The sequence below is a fragment of the Steroidobacter cummioxidans genome (assembly GCF_003104955.1).
The window spans coordinates 17,661-36,651 of record NZ_LSRW01000008.1 but is presented as its reverse complement, the minus strand read 5'-3'; the positions used below and the strand labels follow the sequence as shown (position 1 = coordinate 36,651).

The following is an 18,991-nucleotide window of genomic DNA, read 5'->3' as shown; positions in this document are numbered from 1 at the left end:
GAACAATGTTACGCACTCACGGATGGTTTGCGACCTGCTTGAGCATCACCGCGTTGAGCCTGTCCGCTCACACAGTCCACGCTCAGCAATATTCACTGATCGAACTCGACGCACCGGCCACGGCCAACTACAGTCTGGCGTTCGGGATCAACGACAATGATGAGGTTGTCGGTGCGATCTCCGCTTCACCCAGTTCTGAAAATCCCACGCTATGGAATGGCACGAGCGCGACGACGCTGGATCTGGCTGGCGGAATTTCGGGCGCAGGGTTTGCGATCAACGACGCGGGCTTGATCGCCGGAACCACCTATACGATGCAGCCCAATGGCACCTACGGCCAGCGCGCCACGATGTGGAATGGCGGGGTGGCAACGCTGCTGCCGACCTTGGGAGGAACCGAAGGCAATGCGCTTGCCATCAACCAGCTGGGCCAGGTCGTCGGTTGGACGTTCACAAGCACCCTGTCACAACGCGCGGTCATCTGGGACGGCGCGACGCTGACTGACCTGGGTCAGGGCTCGGCGCGAGATATCAACAATCTCGGCCAGGTGATCGGCCTGTCGAGCCTTGGTGCCACGCTGTGGAATGGCACCACGGCGACGGCGTTGGGAGTAAATATGCAACCGATCGCCATCAACGATTCAACCGCGATCGTCGGCAACAGTGAGACATTCGATCCCAATACTCGCCAATGGACAACCACAGCAAGACTCTGGTCGGCAGGAACCGCAGTCGCACTGACCGGCCCGGCGAATTATCAGTTCGGCACCACGGCCCGCGACATCAACAATGCCGGGCAGATCGTTGGCTCCTCGGAGAACAGCAGTCTGACTTCCGTCGCGACACTGTGGGATGGCACGAGTGCACTGAACCTCAACACGGTGCTCACCCCGACCCAGGCCTTGCACATCAGATTGCTCGAGGCAACCGCAATCAATGATCTGGGTTACATCGTCGTCAATGGGATCGATACGGTCGCGCAACAGCGGCGCAGCTATGTTTTGGTCCCGGTGCCTTAACCGTCAACGGACCACCAAGACCCAGATGGAGCTCATCGGGAAAGCCGGAAGCTCGCTCTATCACGCTCGCCGATGGTCGATTCGGCGAGCGATAGTGTGACCTTCCGGTCGTTGACGCATCAGCGGTGGTGATTGCACTCGAATTTCCGGACCTCACTCCAGAAACAGGGGCAGGATTGCCGGAAGCAACTCCCCCGGTGCCACCTGGCGCGCCAGGTCGGGCCTGAGAGGCAACGCTAACTGAGTTCTCCAATATGCGGCGAGGTACTGTGAGTTTGGATCTCGCAAGCCTCTATAGAGTACGCCGCCTTCCGTATGATTTTCGGCCAGCCATCCCATGACGATCCATACTCGACAGCCATCGAAGCTTCCGGTCAGACCGCGGCTGCCCCAAGGTAGATCGCAGCTCTGATTCGCGCTGTTCGCGTAGTCGAAGTAGCCTTGCAGAAGCGAGGCCTGACCAATCTCGCTATCTTTGCCGACACGGTAGAACGTGCCGGGAATCAGCGCCATCTGCTGATCTGGTTTCGCTCGATGAGTATCCAGCCAGTCGTAATAACCCTTGAGGGTCGGCACGAACGACGTTTTGTAGACATCGACTGAAATCACGTCGATATAGGCCCTGTTGACATTGACGGGCGCATAGGCCGCGACCGAACACTGGGAACCTGTCATCCAATCAAGCTGCGGCTTGGCGAGGTTCACCCAGAAGCGCGTCATGGGAGCAACCGACTTGATTGCCGCCGCTGTGTCCGCCAGCACCTGTGCTCGGGCGTTGACCGCCGCGACATCACTCGCCGACCAGCAGGGTCCCCACAACCCATTAAAATCGTTATAGGGCTCATCGATCAGCACAGCAACAATCCGCGACCACTCATAGTTACGGGTGGAGACCGGAACGTGCCAGTTGAAATTGATCAAGATGGAGCGGCCGGCAGGCTGTGGGTTCCCATCGTAGAACGTCGGTATGTCGCTATCGGGGCCTGGCGCAGAATCGCTGCCAGCCCACAAAGTCATCTGGAACGCCCGTGTTTGAGCGCTTGCCGGATCGTTGGGCGCAACGAACAACAGCACGGTCAGCAGCCCGAGCCCAAGCCGTGAAAAGAGATATCTGGGAATGATGCGCACGAGACGCTCCTTGTTCGTTCCGTTTCGAAGAACCGCGCTGATCGCCGCAGGCAAGTTCGTCAAGTTGCGTTCAGATAGACGCCCCAAACCTCAAGAGCTTGTTTGTCTCCAGAGCACGAGACCCCATCAGCAACGAACCTGACGGTGACCGATCGGCCGGTCGTCATCCCCGTTGTTGCGACGGCCAGAATATTCTTCACGGTGGCTTGGCTTTGGAGCTCCACGGTCGTCGAGCCGAACCAAGCCGCCTTTTGCCAAGTGAGCCCGTTATCGAACCAAACATACACCGATGAGTCGGCAAAGATGCGCGCGACTCGTCCAGTACACTCTGTGTATGCATGAGCGGACACAGACGCAGTCATCAGCAGCGCCGCCCCGAGCAACGATCGCAACAACGTCATCGCAGTACTCCTATTTCAAAGTAAACCCAAAGCAATACGCATCCATGCGGACTGAGGAAAACTCTTTGGCTGTGCTTGCGTGACACGATTCACTCTCGTGACAACGCCACTGACGAGAAAAGGAGAAGGTACGGTTTGTTAGTTGGCCGTCCTTTGCCATTTCTTGAGTGGAATGATAATTACAGCCACACCGAGACAGTGTCAACGAAATAATCCAGTCCGATATAACGAATCAAGGAACGCTCCCGAATATCTCTTGCAGGACCGTTCGGGCGCTGACGCTGGATTCCCTGATTGCTGCGCGCGTCACGGAATGCTCTTGACAATGCAATGCTTCAGGCTGCAAATTTACTTTGGCGATACAGCCAGGTGTTCAGGACGAACCATGAAGAGAACAATTTGCGTACTCGCCATAGCGCGGCGCTCTTCGAGCTGAATATGCGCCACTTGCCGAGACGTAATAAAGCACCACACGCGGGACGATCGGTGCCTTATCTTCGGAGAAACTGAGAGCGTCGACCACGGTTGCCTCCTCCTTTTCGGCGCCGGCTGCTGGCAGCCGGCGCGGGCTCCGGAGATCAGACACGCGAGAACTAGCGACAAAGACCTGCCCATCTGTGCAGTCGGATGCGTCATTACGCTAATGTGAATGAGCCTGCCACCGCCGAGTCACTCAGTAGACCAAGATCGAGCTTCCGCGGAGGACACCGCATCAAGTATCGATGATGATGTGCTGCAGGGTCTCATAGCCGCCGTGAAGGAAGCAGTCGCCCGTACCTGCCACGAGCAATGGCGTCTGAGAGTACTGCGCAGCTATGAGTTGCGTGTAGATCGCCTTGCCCGTGGGACTCGATACATTGAGAACAAAATCCCAACTGCTTACACCTAAACTGCACGCCGGCTCTGGCTGGGTATACGCGCCTTCAATCTTCACAAAGACCTTCTCGGCGTGCTGTTGGCCCAGATGCACAGAAGTGATGCGGCCGCGCTTTTCTCCGGCATTGGCTTCGCTTGGAGCGATGAGGAACAGGGCACACGCGCCTGTCAACGCAATCATACTTTTTAGCATTGTTAGCTTCCGTTGCTGTGCGAGGAGTCGAACATTCTCAGTTTGGACCGCGGTCTGTCAATCCGTTCTGCGCAGAGAGGTTGCCGTGCACGGTCGTTGACTCGATTGTGAGAGTAGCAATTCGGCGAAACCCTGATTTCGATTCCCACCGAGACAAAGCTGTTGACAGAGATCCAGGCGCTACCGAAACTGAGCCCAACACCAACTAGATTGGATGGGCGTGCGTCACAGGTGCGTTAGCAGTTACAACCTCGCGCCGTCCTTGATTGGGGGCACTGTATGGAAGCAGTTGAATTGAGCTTAAAGGAACCGAGGTTCGCCGCGGTGACGCCGCAGCTGACGACAGGCCCACGAACGACGAATAGCAGGATCGCGATTGCACTGGCAATTGCATTGAGCCCGATGCCAATCAAGCCTTTGCACGCAGCCGAGTATGGTCGGAGCGTGATCGTCGGGGCGTCACTGACAATGGCCGCAGCCCGCCCCGCTTACCCCAACAGCACAGATCTCATGCTGGTGTACGTCAATCCTGCGCCATGGGGTGCGTCAACGTGCCGGCAGGATGCAGTAGCCATAAAGAAAAGCGACACGCACCTGCTCGCTCATCTACTGACAGCGATGCAAAGTGGTGAACCGATAGCGTTCTACATAGACGACACGCTGCGACCTACTGGTGACAATCTCTGCCAGGTGACTCTGATCCAGGTAGGCGCGCTGCCAACCAACTGACGAGCGATGCAATGCTGACCGTTCGGCCTGCTCGCCGTTCCGTTAAAAGACTCGCCGCCCCCACCGATGTCAACTTTCAGCGCATGTGTCGCGGAGTTGTCAGCCACGCGATAGATCAACGGAGGACCCGCCGACCTATCTGGGCGCATCCTGATCCAGCGCCTTGAACCTGATCGCCACCCCGCCTCCCGGTCCCATTGCCAGCGGCAGTCGGTCCGTCGCACGCACGGTGCGCTTTTCGATCACGTAAGCGAGGGGATTGGTCCGGTAATCCGCATCGGTTTCGTCGCGATAGATCTGCGCCTGATAGCTGCGACCTGGCTGCAGAAAATCCAGCGCCACGGATAGCGATCGCGGCTGCTCGTCCGTCAGCGCGCCCAAATACCAATCTTCGCCGTTACGCTCCTGACGAGCGACGACGATGTAATCCCCGATGCGTGCATCGAGGGTGCGCGAATGCTCCCAGTCCGTCGGCACATCTTTGATGAACTGGAATGCTTCCGGATGCTTCTCGTAGTTTTCCGGCAGGTCGGCTGCCATGTGTAGCGGGCTGTAAATTACGACGTAAAGTGCGAGCTGGTTCGCGAGCGTCGATTGCACACGCTTGTGAATGTCCTTCTTGCCTGCGGTGATATCGAAGATGCCCGGGGTGAAATCCATCGGCCCAGCGAGCAAGCGCGTGAATGGTAAGATGACGACGTGCTCAGGCGGATTCGTCGGATCGCCCCACGCATTGAACTCCTGCCCTCTCGCACCTTCGCGCGACATGATGTTGGGATAGGTGCGTCGCAGGCCCGTGTCCTTGACGGGCTCGTGAACATCGATCGCGATCTTTGTATTTTTCGCGGCGGTGTCGGCGACGCGTTGATGATGTTGCACGAGGTATTGGCCCGCGAACCATTCATTATGCGACGCGCCGTCGGGCGTGAGGCGCTGAATCGTCCCGTTCGGTTTCACATAGCCGGTCTTGACCGTGTGGACACCGTACTTTGCATACTGCTCGAAACCCGCCGCCATCTGCGACTCGTAATTCGCAATCGCACCGGCCGTTTCATTGTGACCGATCAGCGAGACGCCTTTGCTCCGCGCATACGCCGTGACCTCGGCGAGATCGAAATCCGGATACGTCTGCGTGAAACTGAAGCTGGCGCCATTGGCAATCCAGTCACCATCCCAGCCGGTGTTCCAACCCTCGACCAGCACGCCGCTGAAACCGTGCTTCGCGGCGAAATCGATGTAGCGCTTGGTGTTCGCCGTGGTCGCGCCATGTTGGGGGCCACTGCCCCACGTCGAACGATTCAGATGCATCTCCCACCAAATGCCGACGTACTTGCCGGGACGCGCGTAGGCAGAAACGTCGCCGAGCTGGTTCGGCTCATTCAAGTTCAGCTCCATGCGCGAGTCGGCCAATCCTCCCGGCGTCTCGGAGATCAGCACGGTTCGCCATGGCGTTTGAAATGGGCCCGTGCGTCGAACCTTGACGCCGTCCGACCAAGGCATGAGATCGGCCTGCAGGGTGTCCGGCGCGGTCAACCGCAACGTCATGCTTGCAAAGTCGACGAGCGCAGCTTCGTGGATGGCAAGGAACAATCCCGGCGATTCCAACGTCAGCGGCGTCTCCGCTTTGGTCAGCTCCGCGAGCGGCGAGCGGCGATACAAATACTCGTCGCGCTCCTTCTGATACGCCTCGAACCACCACGCTTGATATTTTCCCGCCGGCCGGAACTGCGTCCGCTCATCGCTGATCGCGACTTCCTGGTTCGATGGAATGCCGTGATAGTCGTAACGGAGGCCAAAGCCCTCATCGAACGCGCGCACGACAATATCGAATGACTTGCTGCTCCGAGTATTGCCGCGCATCGCGACGCGCATCTCGTTGTGATGATCGCGAATGACTCGCTGCTCGCCCCAAGGTTGCTCCCAGGTCGCGTCGTGGGCGCTGCGCTTTACCTTCCCAAGCGTCACATTCGCCTGGGCTTCCCCAACGAACGTCAGCCCAAGGGCCGAGCGCTCGAGTACCGGCCGCCCTCGCCGGCTGACTTCGTAGAATGGCTGTCCACCTGCGGCGCCCACGCAGATCCGCAGCACGTTTCCCGGCGATTCGACGCACTCGGCAGCCTCAACCAACCCAGCCTGAAATACCAGGACACATGTGAGCCCAATTACAAATTTCACAGCCAGCTCCAGATCGCGGCGCCTGCCGCATACCACTGACGAATGAAAGCGCCGATTCCCTCAGTCGACCTCGGGCGCCAATCAATACTTGAACCTGAAGCCGAGCTGGAAGCGGCGGTCGCTGCGGATCCACGCCGAGTCGCGTCGTACCGGCGCGGCACCGGGCGTCAGCGGCGAATCACCGAACAGTTGTTGCTGGCTCACGGTCGTTCTGTCGAGCAGGTTGGAACCGTCCAGCGACAGCTCGACGTTGTTACCGACCTGCAGCCGCACCGAGCCATCCAGATAGCCGCCCGCCTTCTGCCACATCGGCAGGCCGATGCAGCAGTCGAGATTGTTGGTCAGAAAATCCGAGCGCCAGCTGTACGCGAGCCGCACACCGATCGGACCGCGCTCGTACAGCGCCACGACATTGTAGGAATCGTCGGAAATGCCGGCGAGCCGGTGCGAATCGATGACCTTGTCATTGACCTGCAGCCCGCCGCCGAACGCGATCGTGCCGCCGGGCGCGTAACCGGGCTGAACCGCCAGGTTCGAATTGCTGATGCCGGACTGCTTCACATGCGTGTAGTTCAGCTGTGCGCCGAGCCCATTCCAAGGCGCCGGCAGAAAATCGAAGAACGCCTGAAACGCCACCTCGACCCCATTCAGCGTGCCGCCACCTGCCCCGTTGCGGGGGCCACGCACGATGACGGTCTGCGACGTGCCGTTGTTCTCGAACTCTCGCTCGAACTCGCCATAGGCGATGCTGCCGTTCAGCCGTTTGTGAAACAGACCGAGGCTGAACGAGCTACTGCGGCCCCAATAGTGCTCGTACGCGACATCAAAGTTATCCGCGGTAATCGGCGCGAGGCCGCCAAATCCCGAGTCAGCATGAAACACGAATCGATAGCCTGTGACATTCTCCGGAGTGCGCGGCGCAGTCGGTGAACGATAGATCACGTACGGCGAGTCGGCGGACGTATCGATCACCGGCGACTGCACACCGACATGATTGCGCAGCAGCCCAAAATCTGGACGTGATAACGATCTGGACGCGCCGAACCGGATGTACTGACGCGCATTGAGCCGCAAGCGCAGATTGAGACTCGGCAGCAGGTTGTCATGGCTGCGACTGAGATCGTTATCGATGCCCGCGCCATTGCTGAACGCCAGCAACTCCGGCGTCAACCAGCAGGAAAGATGCGTGACATCCTCGCCAGCGAGCGGCGCATTGCAAGGCGTGGCGGCCGCGGTCTGATACCAAGTAGACATCGGGAAAGCGACCGCGCCATCACTCGACACCGCCGTGCGAACGTAACGCAGTCCGATGTTGCCCCGAACGCCGACGCCGAAGAGCGTCACGTTGTCACCGCCGAATCGAAGCATTGCGTACAGCGCCTTGGTGCGTTCCTCGACATCCAGAATCTCGGGATCGATGAAGCATCCTTCGGTGTTGTTGTCGCGCTGACACAGCGGCGTCCAAGCCATGGGCGAGCCCGTCGTCGCGCCACTCAATGCATCGATGTGACGTTGGCGATCGAGCAATGTCGATCGATTCAAGAACACCATCGCGCCGTTCGCGAACACGTTGCCATCGTACAACGCATCGAGGCTGCCAGTTTCCCAGATGCCTGCGCCATAGCCTCGAAAGGCTCGCCCGGCCTCACCGCACCCTGCCGGGTAAGCTGCAGCTTGCGAGTTGTCGATATTGAAGCCCGGCCCATTGCAGAACGACGGCGTCGCAATCGGCGACCAGTTGTAGACCGAGTAGCGAACTCGCTGCTTGCGATCCGCATGCCGAGCACCAACCTTCAGAGCGTCGAGCCAGGTGCCGCCGATCCGATATTCCAGATCGCCACGCAACGCGGTCTCGCGAGCTTGGTTGTCCTCGAGGTGATCCTGGATGAACGGAATGTAGTAGTTGTGCGGGTTGGCCAGAAACCCCGGCGCGTAGTTGATGTTGGACCCAGGCAGCAATTCGATTTGAGGCGTGCCATCCCGGTTGGTCGAGTACTTGGCGTTCGCCATGGTTCGGTTCGCGACCAGGATGTCGTAGTTGTTGGTTTCAGCATCGATGCGTTGAACATCGAACGTTGCGCGCAGCCGATCGGTCGGATCCCAGCGCAGATTGAATGAAACATCGCGCGTACCCTCTGCATGATCGAAGTTGCGCGCTTCATTACCGACATACACCCCCTGGCGTTGCGTGCTACAGGTCGACGGGCTGCCGTCGGCCTGAGGGCCGCAGTAGTTCACGAACGGCAGGCCGGGAACCGCGGAGCCGTACAGGAGATTCCCTGCGGTGCTGCCGCCGAGCCAATCGCCGGTGGGCTGCGTCAGCACACCGGATTCCAACATTCCATTACGACCGAAAGTAAAGGCGGGGGTGCCGTCCGCAGGGGCGATGACTGCGTTGCTCTGGGGCGAGTAACCCGGCACCGCCCACAGACTGAAGAAAGAAACGTTTGAGCTGCGTTCGCCCCATGCGTTGTCATACTGAGAATTCATGTATTGCGCGGTCGCGAGCCAGCGTCGATCTTTCGACTCGAACTGCAGCGCTGCCGACGCCCCATGACGCACACGATCATAGAGCACTTCAGAGAAATTCACCTGACTGGGAATGTAGCGCCAGCCCGAGCCCCCATAGGGCGACGACGCGCACGGAACCGAGCCGTCCGTGGTGACGAGCGCATTTCCGCCCGCATCGGCATTGCCACTGCTACAGAACGTACCGATCCGTTGCATGACGACGCCTTCGGTTTGCGTCTTCACATGCGAGTACGCGTAGTTCGCGAGCATCCCGAAGCGGCCGAACTCCGTGTTCCAGACATCGGCAAAGATGCCCGACCCTTCATAAGTGGTGTCGTCGCTGCGATCGCCATAGTTCGCTCGCGCCGTGAGCGAGAAGACGCGCGAGGGAGTATCGAGCGGCAGGCGCGTACGCAAATTGACGGTCCCCGCGATCCCCCCTTCGATCATCTCGGCGGTCTGGTTCTTGTACACGTCGACGCCCGCCATCAATTCCGGCGAGATGTCGTTGAAGTTCAATCCGCGATAGCCATCGGCGGAGAAGCTGTCGCGCCCATTGAATTCGGTACGTACGAACGTGAGCCCGCGGATCAATACGCCGGCGGGTTCTGCGGAAAAGTGGGTGCTGTCGTCGTTGGATTGCAGCCGAGACACGGTGATGCCAGCCACCCGCTGGAGCGCTTCGGCCACCGACTTATCCGGAAACGAGCCGATGTCGGTCGCCGTCACTGAGTCGACGAACGTATCGGCGTCGCGCTTGATCTGCTGCGCAGTCTCGAGCGCTCGTCGCACGCCGACGACGATCACCTCCTCCAACTCAATATCGAGGTTCACATCGTTATAGCTCGTCTTGGACATCGAACGACGACGCACGATCAGCGCCCCGGTCAGATCGCGCACGACCTCCAGGTCGGTGCCAGCGGTCATTGCCCTGGCCGCCTCCTCCGCCGTCATTACCGCCTTGATGGACGTCGATATCAGTCCCTGAACCGCTGCCGGCGAAAACAGAATGTTGGTATTCGCCTGGCGTGACAGTTCCCGGAGCGCGGCGTCGACGGACTGCGCCTCAATATCGACGTTGACAGCCACTTGATCGGCGACTGCCACACCCAAAGCACTGACGGCTGCAAGAGCAACCGCGCACCCTACGGCAACGCGCAGCGCGCCACTCAGCTTCGACATGCTCCCCCGGGTAGCCGCCAGTCACGCCAGCGGTCTATCCAACCTATGACGAATATGGGCTCGAGTTTCCTCAGTCCGGCGTAATGTAATTCGACTGCGCTCCATCTCGACCCGAACTGGCAGCAGTACCGAGATGGACGTGGCAAAGGCCTGCGGATCGTCGACGCTGTAGTTGCCGGAGATCGGCATTTGAGCGATCTCCGGATCGAGAATCACGATCGGCCGGCGCGTATAGCGATTCATCGCGGCGACCGCCTCTGCGAGCGGCTCACCGAAGAATGCCAGCCGTCCCTGCCGCCAGGCGCTCGCCCGCTCCATGACCGGTCGCTCTTCACGGACGACCTTGTCTTCGGCGAATACCACGAGTTGCCCTGCCGTCAGCAGTCTTGGCATCGGCACACCGGCCACAGAGTTTCCCAGCTCGACCTCGACCGGCCCTTCCTCCAGCAACACCGACACCACCATCCCATCGCGACTCACATCGAAATGACCGCGCGGCGTGCTGATCCGCTGGTCTCCCGCGATTACATGGAACGGACGAACCCTGTCCTCGGCCACGTCGAAATGCGCACGCCCCTTGCGCAGCTTCGCCTGGCGCCGCGTGTCGTTCATGGAAACGTGGATTTCCGTATCGGTGTCCAGACTGACGAGCGTGCCATCCTCCAGCGAAACCTTGTGCTGTTCGCCGATGTCGGTCGCGTACGTGGTGCCTGATCGCAGATAGACAACCACGCCGGCGACCGATGCGGCCGCCAAGCCCATGCCCGCACGAAGTACGTGGCGACGGCTGACCTGCCTGTCTGCCTGAGTCTGTTGCGGCCGGCGGTCGGCGGCGCCAGCCATCTCGAAGATCGCATTCGTCACTTCAAAGGCCGCGCGATGATCCTCGCTTTCGGCCAGCCAGGCGCGAAAGCCCCGCTCGTCCTCGGCGCTGCGATCTTCGGAACGCAACCGGGCCAGCCACGCCGCCGCCTCGGCTCGGGCCGCCTGCTGTTGAGCCTTGTTACGCCCACCGCTCATTCGCCTTCCACCCAGTTCACCAGGAACAGGCTGGCCTTCGCGATGTGCTTCTCGACGGCACTCACTGTGATGTCGAGCCGCGTGGCGATCTCGCGATACTTCAACCCGTCCAGACGATGCAGCAAAAAGATCTCCCGCGTTCTCGGCCCGAGCGAGTCGAGAGCAGCCATGACCTTTTCAAGACGTTCTCGGGCCGCCAAAACCTCAGGATGCAACGGCTGGCCATCGGACAAATTCAGCATTTCACCAATGTCGATCGGGCTTTCGCGGCGCACCTGGACCCGCCGCCGTTCGTCGATCGCGAGATTCGCAGCCGTTCTGACCAGGAACCCGGAAGGATTGTCGACACTGTCCCGGGCGCTGTACTCGGACAGCCGCACGAACGCCGAATGCAATAGATCCTCGGCACTGTCGGCTCCGCCGACTGCACGCTTCACGGCCCGCAGCAGGTCCAACCACCCGCTTCGAGTATTCGGCAGCTCTGCCATCTTGTTCGTTCCGACCTGTTCCGTCGGGTGCGGACGGTCCCCCTGTGCTGCCGAATATGACAATGCGGAGCCGTCCGCACAAGAGGCGCGCTTTGGCATGACGTTACTTCGCCGCCTCGATAAAGCCATTGACGGTGAGCCTGCCGACGGCAGGATCGGCACTGCCGGCACCGTCGGCCAGCAGCGCTGAATGCAACACGTGACTGCGATAAACGATGAGACGGTTGAATACCGCCTCGGATTGGCCGATCAGCTCGTAGTGCCGGGTCTGAGCATCGATGTATCCCTGACGCTCGGACGAGGTCTCCGCGAGCTCTCGGCGTGCCGTGCTCTCGTAGTGAGCCTGCCTGGATGCATCAACCGATTCAAAGCCAGTCGCGCGATGACGAAACAGGCCGGTGCCACCGAAGCTGCCCCGACAAAGATAGTGAACCATCGCGAGCCGATTCGGATCGGGTGAATCACGATGCGGAATCTTCTGAATCGGCTGTGCATCGGAGGCGTCGATCGTGGCCAATGCGAAGAAGCCGAAGTAAGAAAGATAGGCCGAGCTCGGCAGTCCAAAAGCCGCCTCGATCGGGCCGCGCAGCGTCGTAATCACCGTCAAATAATAGGACTGCGGCACCGGCGCGTTGATGCCCGGGTAGTTGGTGTGATGTGGCACATAGAACCTGGCCGCACAGGCTGCATCGATCATGGCCTGCGGCGCAGCCAGGACATCCTCGACGATCATGAGCGGGTGACGCTCGACGCCCACGTGCTGGAGCCGGACGCTGATCGACCGTCCCAGCAGCAATGGACCACTCGCTTCGAGCGCGCTCATGGCCACCATCTCTGCAGATATGCATCGTGCGTCGTCTGTTCGAGGACCTTGTCCTTGATGAAGCGCAGCATGCGTTTGAGCTCGGCCTTCAACAAGTCGGGCGCCGTGCCGTCCGCAGCCGGGTCGTAGCTTTCGGGCAGCTGGCCGTTGCCGATGAATTGCGCAAGCCAGCTGTCCAACGAAAACGTTTCGTGCTCGTACAACGGCACCTCGCCACGCGCGCGGAACGTCACGATTTTGTGCAGCAACTCGGCGGACGCGTGGACCTCACACCGGTTCAGAAGATAGTGGGCCACTTGAAAGTCGCGAAGTCGCTCGAAGCTCAGTCGGCTCACACGATTGAATTCTGCACGCTCCGCACCGCTCACTTGCTCGCCGGCTGGGAACAGCGAAAGCAGGTGCACGAGCCCCATCTGTAGCGCTTGAACCTGCACGCTATGGACAGGATCGAACGTGCACGCCGCACCACCCACCGCAACGACGTTTCGCTCCCAGGCGCGCGTGCGTATCCCCGGGTCGCAGATTCGTATCGCTGCGTTTTGTAGTGCGAGGCGCGACACTGCGGCCGCCGCTGCCATCGCCTCGCTCGCGCTACAACGCGTGCTCGAATAGGCCTCGATCACGTGCGTGCACGAGCGACTTGGATACAAGCCGACCCAGCCGTTCGCATGCGCTCGAATCTCCGCGTGGGCCGGGATGGACGCGAACGCATCGCCTGAAGCAACGATCACCCGATCGATCGGACTGCTATCACGCCAGCTCTCTCTCGGCACGCCAAGACTAGAGCCGATCAGCAGCGCCTCAGGTCCACTTGCATCGATGAACAGTTGCCCGCCAATGCGACGGTCCTGATCCAGGCTCATTGCTGCGACATCGCCGGTCAGTGGATCGATCGTGCAACCGGCGGTCTGCGCTTGATGAACTGTCACTCCAAGCCGCTGCGCCCGTCCTTTCACGAAGCGCACGTACTCGACCGCTGGCAAATGATATGCATAGTCGGTGCGACCGTAGTTCTCCGTCGCCCGATCGGGAACGAGCATGCGTCCATGCTTCGCAGCCGTTGCAGTCAGCGAGAAGTCCTCGAGACTGGCGTTCGCTCCAAGCGAACGCGCCCGCAACCAATGCGGAAAGAACGCCTTGTAGTCGATAGCGGAGCCGTACGCACCGTATGCATGGAAGTACGTTTGGCGGCCGTCGGCGCCAACAAAGTTCTGACCCAACGAGAACACGCCCCGAGTCGCGGCAAGCAATTCGGGTTCCTCGATTCTGAGACGTTTATGAAGAGCCTCCAGCGCGGGTAGCGTCACATACACGTCGGCTGCATGGAGCTGAGTGGGCAGCTCAATCGCCGTCACACTGACGCCAGAGCGATACAGCGCCGTTTGGAGCACGCAGGCCGACAGCCACAGGTCGATATCGCGCCCGACGATGACGACCTTGGTAAGGGCGCTCATGACATCACCGCCCTTTCGGATTGCAGATCGGCGCAATAACGCGAGATGAACTCTGCATGCGACGGGATCGTCGTCACATTCGATGCGATCGCTTGGCGCAACTCGCGCAGCAGCTGCCCGACTTGATCCGCACTGAGGTTATCCGCCAGGCGGTCATAGGCGTGCGGCATCAATCCCTGTCCGAACAACACCGCCAGCCAGCTGTCGCGAGAAAACAAGCCGTCCTTGTAATACGGCACGTGCCCTCGCCCTTCAAACAAACTGATCTTGTGTACGAGCGTGTCCGGGATCGGCATGCTGCGCACGTAATCCCAAAGCGCTTCGCCGTGGCGACGGTTGGCGAAGTAGTGCAGGATCAGGAAGTCGCGCACCCGCGCGTATTGGATGTCGCTCAAACGGTTGAACTCGTCGGCGAGTCTTGGATCAACCACCCGGCCACGCTCCGGCGATGGCATGAGCCGCAACAGATCGGACACCGCCGCCTGAATGAGAAAGATGCTGGTCGACTCTAGCGGCTCCAGAAATCCGCTCGAGAGGCCAATTGCCACACAGTTGCGCGCCCACGCCCGAATGCGTCGGCCAGGCTTGAAGCGCAGTAGCCGAGGCTCAGCTAGCGCAGCGCCATCGAGCTGTCCGAGCAAGGTATCCCGCGCTTGCTCCTCGCCAATGAAGCGGGTCGAAAAAACATATCCGTTGCCCGTGCGGTGCTGTAGCGGTATGCGCCAGATCCATCCGCCTGTTTGCGCCGTTGATCGAGTGTACGGCGTGAACTCTCCTGCCCTCTGGCAAGGCACCGCCCACGCGCGATCGCAAGGCAGCCACTGACTCCAGTCTTCCCACTGCACGCCAAGCTTCGATCCTAGCAACAGCGAGCGAAAACCCGTGCAATCAACGAAGAGATCACCTTCGATGCGTGCTCCCGATTGCAGCAACAGCGACTCGATGGCTCCGGATTCATCGAGCGAGATGTCCCGGACTTGCCCCTCGATGCGGCGAACGCCGCGACTGATCGCCCAGCGCCGCAGAAAATCAGAGTACAAGCCGGCGTCGAAGTGATAAGCGTAAGCGTACGTGGCACGAATCGACTTTCGAGCTCGGTGTGGAAACTCGAACGCGTTACGACGGCAGGCCGCGATGGCGTATGAATACTCCTGGAACGAGGCGATCTGCTGACCGAGCTGTCTCGCCCGAATCCAGTGGTGCTGGAAGTCCACCCCGCCCCACGGCGCACCGAACACCCCGAACGGATGAATGTAACGATCGCCGGGCTCGCCCCAGTTGCGAAACTCGATACCGAGCTTGAACGTCGCGCGCGTCTCGCGCATGAACTGCGCTTCATCGATGCCCAACTGATCGTTGAACGTCTTGATGTGGGGCAGCGTCGCCTCGCCCACGCCGACCGTGCCGATCTCCTCCGACTCGATGAGGGTGATTCGATAGCGCCCCGGATGCAGGGCGCGAGCGAAGGCGGCGGCGGACATCCAGCCCGCCGACCCGCCACCGACAATGACGATGTGCAAGGCTTGCGCCATGACCTCAGTACTTGAAACGCACTCCCAGCTGGAACCGACGATCGCTGCGAATCCATGCGGAGTCGATCTTCAGCGGCTTGGCGCCCGGCGTCGCCGCCGAGTCGCCGAAGATCTGCTGTTGATTGACCGTGGTCGTGTTCAACAGATTGGACGCGTCCAGCGACACCTCCATGTTGTTGCCGATCTGATATCGAACCGACCCGTCCAGATAGCCGCTCGCCTTCTGCCACATCGGCAGCCCGATACAGCAGTCGAGATTGTTGGTCAGGAACTCGGAGCGCCAGCTGTAAGCCAGGCGCGCGCCGATCGGCCCGTACTCGTACAACGCGACCACGTTGTAGGCATCGTCGGAAATGCCGGCCAGACGATGCGAGTCGAGCACCGCACCGTTGACCTGCAAACCGCCACCGAACGCAATCGTGCCGCCCGCCGCATAGCCGGGCTGGACTGCGAGGTTCGAGTTGTTGATGCCCGATTGCTTGACGTGCGTGTAGTTCAGCTGCGTGCCCAGGCCGCTCCACGCCCCAGGCAGGAACTCGAAGAACGTCTGGAAGCCCACTTCCACGCCCTTCAACGTGCCGCCGCCTTCGCCATTGCGTGGACCGCGAACCGTCACCACCTGTGTGGTGCCGTTGTTGTCGAACTCGCGGTCGAACTCGCCATACGCGATGCTGCCATTGAGCCGCTTGTAGAAGACACCCAGCGTGAGCGAACTGCTCTTGCCCAGATAGTTCTCGTAGGACAGATCGAAATTGTCGGCGGTGATGGGCTTGAGCCCGCCGAAGCCCGAGTCGGCATCGAACACGAAGTTATAGCCCGTGATCTGGCCAGCCGCGTTGCGCACGAGGTACGGCGAATCGGCTTTGACGTCCAACGCTGGCGCCTGGATGCCGACGAAGTTTCTCAGCAATCCGAAATCCGGTCGCGACATCGATCGCGAATAGCCGAAGCGCACGTACTGACGATCGTCAATGCCGAAGCGAACATTGAAGCTGGGCAGCCAATTCTCGTACGACGTGTCGACATTGTTGCCGGCACCGCCGCCATTGCTGAAGGCCAGCAAGTCGGGCGTCAGCCAACAGGAGATGTGGGTCACTGCATCGGGGCCCAGGGGCGCATTGCAGGGCGTCGCAGCCGCCAGGTTGTACCAGTTCGAGGTTGGGAACGAGACGCCGCCCGTGCTCACAACGTCAGTCTTCACGTAACGCACGCCGACGTTGCCGCGTACGTTCAGGCCGAACAACGACGTATCCGCGCCGCCGAATCTCAACATTGCATAGGCCGCTTTGCTCTTCTCCTGCACATCCAGCATCTCTGGAGCGATGAAGCATCCCGCGGTATTCGCCTCGCGACTGCACAGGGGATTCCACGCCAGCGGTGAATTGGTCTCGGCACTGCTCAGCGCGCCGATGTGAGCGTCGCGATTGGCAAGCGTGGCGCGATTCAAGTAAACCAGCGGTCCGTTGTTATAGACGCTGCCGTTATAGAAGCTGCCGAGACTGGTGGACTCCCAGATACCCGCGCCGTAGCCCTGGAACGTACGCCCGGCGGCGCAGTCCGGATAGGCCGCAGGCGTGGTGTTATCGGCGTTGAATCCCGGGCCATTGCAGTTCCAGGGCGCCGCCACCGGCGACCAGTTGAACGTCGAGTACCGCACCTCCTGCTCGCGATCGGCATAGCGCACGCCGACTTTCAGCGAGTCCAGCCAGCCGCTTTCGCCGATGTCGAATTCAAAGTCTGCGCGCGCCGCAGTCTCCTGCGCGTCATTGTCCTCCCAGTGATCCTGGATGAAGGGCACATAGTAATTGTGCGGGTTGGCGAAGCCGCCGGCTGCGTAGTTGATGTTCGAGCCCGGCAGCAATTTGATCTGTGGCGTGCCATCCGAGTTGGTCGAGTACTGCACGTCGGCCATGGTTCGGGCTGCGACCAGGATGTCGTAGTTGTTCGTCTTGGCCTTGATGCGCTGGACGTCGAAGGTGCTGCGTACGTTGTCGGTGATGTCCCAACGCAGGTTCACCGAGAGATCTCGCGTCCCTTCGGTGTGACCGAAGTTGCGCGCTTCGTTCGTTATATCCAGGCCCTGTCGATCGGTGGTGCAACTACCATCGCCACAGTAGTTCACGAAGGGCATGCCGGGGACGGCAGAGCCTCGATTGATGCTCTCCTGCCGGCTCCCCGTGCCCCAATCGCCCGCGCCCGAAGCCTGCGTGAGCACACCGGATTCCAACATGCCGTCCGCGCCGAACCTGAATGCTGGTGTTCCGGCAGCGGGTCCGATCCTCGCTGTCGTTTGTGGTGAGTAAGCGGCCGCGCCCCACAGATCGAAGAAGCCCACATTCGAGCTACGTTCCAGCCACGGATTGTCGTAACGCGAGTCGATGAACTGCAACGTCGCCAAGACCTTCTCGTCACTGCTCTCGAACTGAAGAGCCGCGGAGGCGCCATGACGTTCGCGGTCGTAGAGCACTTGTGAGAAGTTCACCTGACGCGGCATGTACTGCCAGCCACTCCCACCGTACGGCGAGGAGGTACACGCGGGGGTACCATCCGAGTTCATGATGGGATTGCCACTCGCGTCGAGATTGCCGCCATTGCAAAAGGCGCCGATACGTTGCATGACGACGCCTTCGCTCTGTGTCTTCACATGCGAATAGGCATAGTTGACCATCGCACCGATGCGACCGGCACTGATTTCCCAGATGTTGCTGTAGATACCCGAGGCCTCATAGGTCGTGTCGTCGACTCGGTCGCCGTAGTTCGCTCGACCCGTCAGGGAAAGCACCTGGCCCTTGGAATCGAACGGCAGTCGCGTCCGCAGATTCACGGTGCCCGCGATGCCGCCTTCGATCATCTCGGCGGTCTGGTTCTTGTAGGAATCGACGCCCGCCATCAACTCGGGCGACACATCGTTGAAGTTCAAGCCGCGATAGCCGTCGGCGGAGAAGCTGTCGCGCCCGTTGAACTCGGTGCGCACGAACGTCAGGCCGCGAATCAGGACGCTCGCCGGTTCGGCGGAAAAGTGTGTGCTATCGTCGCTCGACTGCAACCTCGAGACAGTGATGCCCGGCACGCGTTGCAGAGCTTCTGCGACCGACTTGTCCGGAAAGGCGCCGATGTCCGTTGCGGTGATCGAGTCGACGAACGTGTCCGCCTCTCGCTTGATTTCCTGCGACGTCTCCAGCGACTGCCGCACACCGACGACGACGATCTCCTCCACCTCCGCCGCCGCGCCCACTTGCACCACTGCCGAGAGCGCCGCTCCAGTGGCAATAGCAATCGCGTTACGCAGTTTCAGGTTCTGACGGGCGCAGTTGCCCGTTCGCACACCCATTTTTGGCAGTGTCACGTGAATCCCCCTGATTCGAGTTTGTTGGCGCAGCGTCTGGGGCTGCTGTCAACGTCATGACGAACTCGGGGGACGCTTTCCTCAGCGGTCTTCTGTCACTTTGTTCCAGATTCT

13 protein-coding genes are annotated in these 18,991 nt (G+C 60.4%); 2 read left to right on the top strand and 11 right to left on the bottom strand.

Features of this window, described 5'->3' with window-relative positions:
• Positions 1 to 5: 5 nt before the first annotated feature.
• Positions 6 to 1,019, top strand: coding sequence for a DUF3466 family protein (locus D0550_RS05715; protein WP_116808151.1), 1,014 nt, complete (start codon positions 6 to 8; stop codon positions 1,017 to 1,019).
• A gap of 153 nt (positions 1,020 to 1,172) precedes the next feature.
• Here D0550_RS05715 and D0550_RS05710 read toward each other — a convergent pair whose 3' ends face one another.
• The 3 genes from D0550_RS05710 to D0550_RS05700 all read right to left on the bottom strand — a co-directional run bounded on the left by D0550_RS05710 (position 1,173) and on the right by D0550_RS05700 (position 3,617).
• Entirely contained in the window at positions 1,173 to 2,147 is a 975-nt protein-coding gene (locus tag D0550_RS05710; protein ID WP_153067050.1) for a hypothetical protein, read from the bottom strand.
• A gap of 59 nt (positions 2,148 to 2,206) precedes the next feature.
• Entirely contained in the window at positions 2,207 to 2,548 is a 342-nt protein-coding gene (locus tag D0550_RS05705) for a hypothetical protein (RefSeq protein ID WP_116808149.1), read from the bottom strand.
• A 712-nt stretch (positions 2,549 to 3,260) separates the two neighbouring features.
• Complete coding sequence (locus D0550_RS05700; protein ID WP_116808148.1) at positions 3,261 to 3,617, bottom strand: hypothetical protein; 357 nt, start codon at positions 3,615 to 3,617, stop codon at positions 3,261 to 3,263.
• Positions 3,618 to 3,896: 279 nt separating this feature from the next.
• Here D0550_RS05700 and D0550_RS05695 point away from each other — a divergent pair, with 279 nt between their 5' ends.
• Positions 3,897 to 4,346 (top strand): hypothetical protein, encoded by a 450-nt coding sequence (locus D0550_RS05695; RefSeq protein WP_116808147.1) that lies wholly within the window; start codon positions 3,897 to 3,899, stop codon positions 4,344 to 4,346.
• 135 nt (positions 4,347 to 4,481) lie between these two features.
• Here D0550_RS05695 and D0550_RS05690 read toward each other — a convergent pair whose 3' ends face one another.
• The 8 genes from D0550_RS05690 to D0550_RS05655 form a co-directional block, all read right to left on the bottom strand.
• Entirely contained in the window at positions 4,482 to 6,521 is a 2,040-nt protein-coding gene (locus D0550_RS05690; protein WP_206606110.1) for a glycoside hydrolase family 97 protein, read from the bottom strand.
• Between the two features lie 81 nt (positions 6,522 to 6,602).
• Positions 6,603 to 10,214, bottom strand: coding sequence for a TonB-dependent receptor (locus D0550_RS05685; protein WP_206606109.1), 3,612 nt, complete (start codon positions 10,212 to 10,214; stop codon positions 6,603 to 6,605).
• A gap of 21 nt (positions 10,215 to 10,235) precedes the next feature.
• Positions 10,236 to 11,234: a FecR family protein gene (locus D0550_RS05680; RefSeq protein WP_116808146.1), complete on the bottom strand. Its 999-nt coding sequence runs from the start codon at positions 11,232 to 11,234 to the stop codon at positions 10,236 to 10,238.
• On the bottom strand, positions 11,231 to 11,884 hold the full coding sequence (locus tag D0550_RS05675; RefSeq protein WP_206606108.1) for an RNA polymerase sigma factor: 654 nt from the start codon (positions 11,882 to 11,884) through the stop codon (positions 11,231 to 11,233). The genes D0550_RS05680 and D0550_RS05675 overlap by 4 nt, the downstream gene beginning before the upstream one ends.
• Positions 11,826 to 12,545 carry a DUF6445 family protein gene (locus D0550_RS05670; RefSeq protein WP_153067049.1) on the bottom strand — a complete coding sequence of 240 codons (720 nt, stop codon included), beginning with the start codon at positions 12,543 to 12,545 and terminating at the stop codon, positions 11,826 to 11,828. Before D0550_RS05670 ends, D0550_RS05675 begins: the two co-directional genes overlap by 59 nt.
• A complete protein-coding gene (locus D0550_RS05665; RefSeq protein WP_116808144.1) occupies positions 12,542 to 13,999 on the bottom strand; it encodes a tryptophan 7-halogenase in 1,458 nt (485 codons plus the stop codon). The genes D0550_RS05670 and D0550_RS05665 overlap by 4 nt, the downstream gene beginning before the upstream one ends.
• Positions 13,996 to 15,531: a tryptophan halogenase family protein gene (locus D0550_RS05660; protein WP_116808143.1), complete on the bottom strand. Its 1,536-nt coding sequence runs from the start codon at positions 15,529 to 15,531 to the stop codon at positions 13,996 to 13,998. The genes D0550_RS05665 and D0550_RS05660 overlap by 4 nt, the downstream gene beginning before the upstream one ends.
• Positions 15,532 to 15,535: 4 nt before the next feature.
• The gene (locus D0550_RS05655) at positions 15,536 to 18,877 is read right to left on the bottom strand and encodes a TonB-dependent receptor (RefSeq protein WP_206606107.1); all 3,342 of its coding nucleotides are present in this window, start codon (positions 18,875 to 18,877) and stop codon (positions 15,536 to 15,538) included.
• Positions 18,878 to 18,991: the final 114 nt, after the last annotated feature.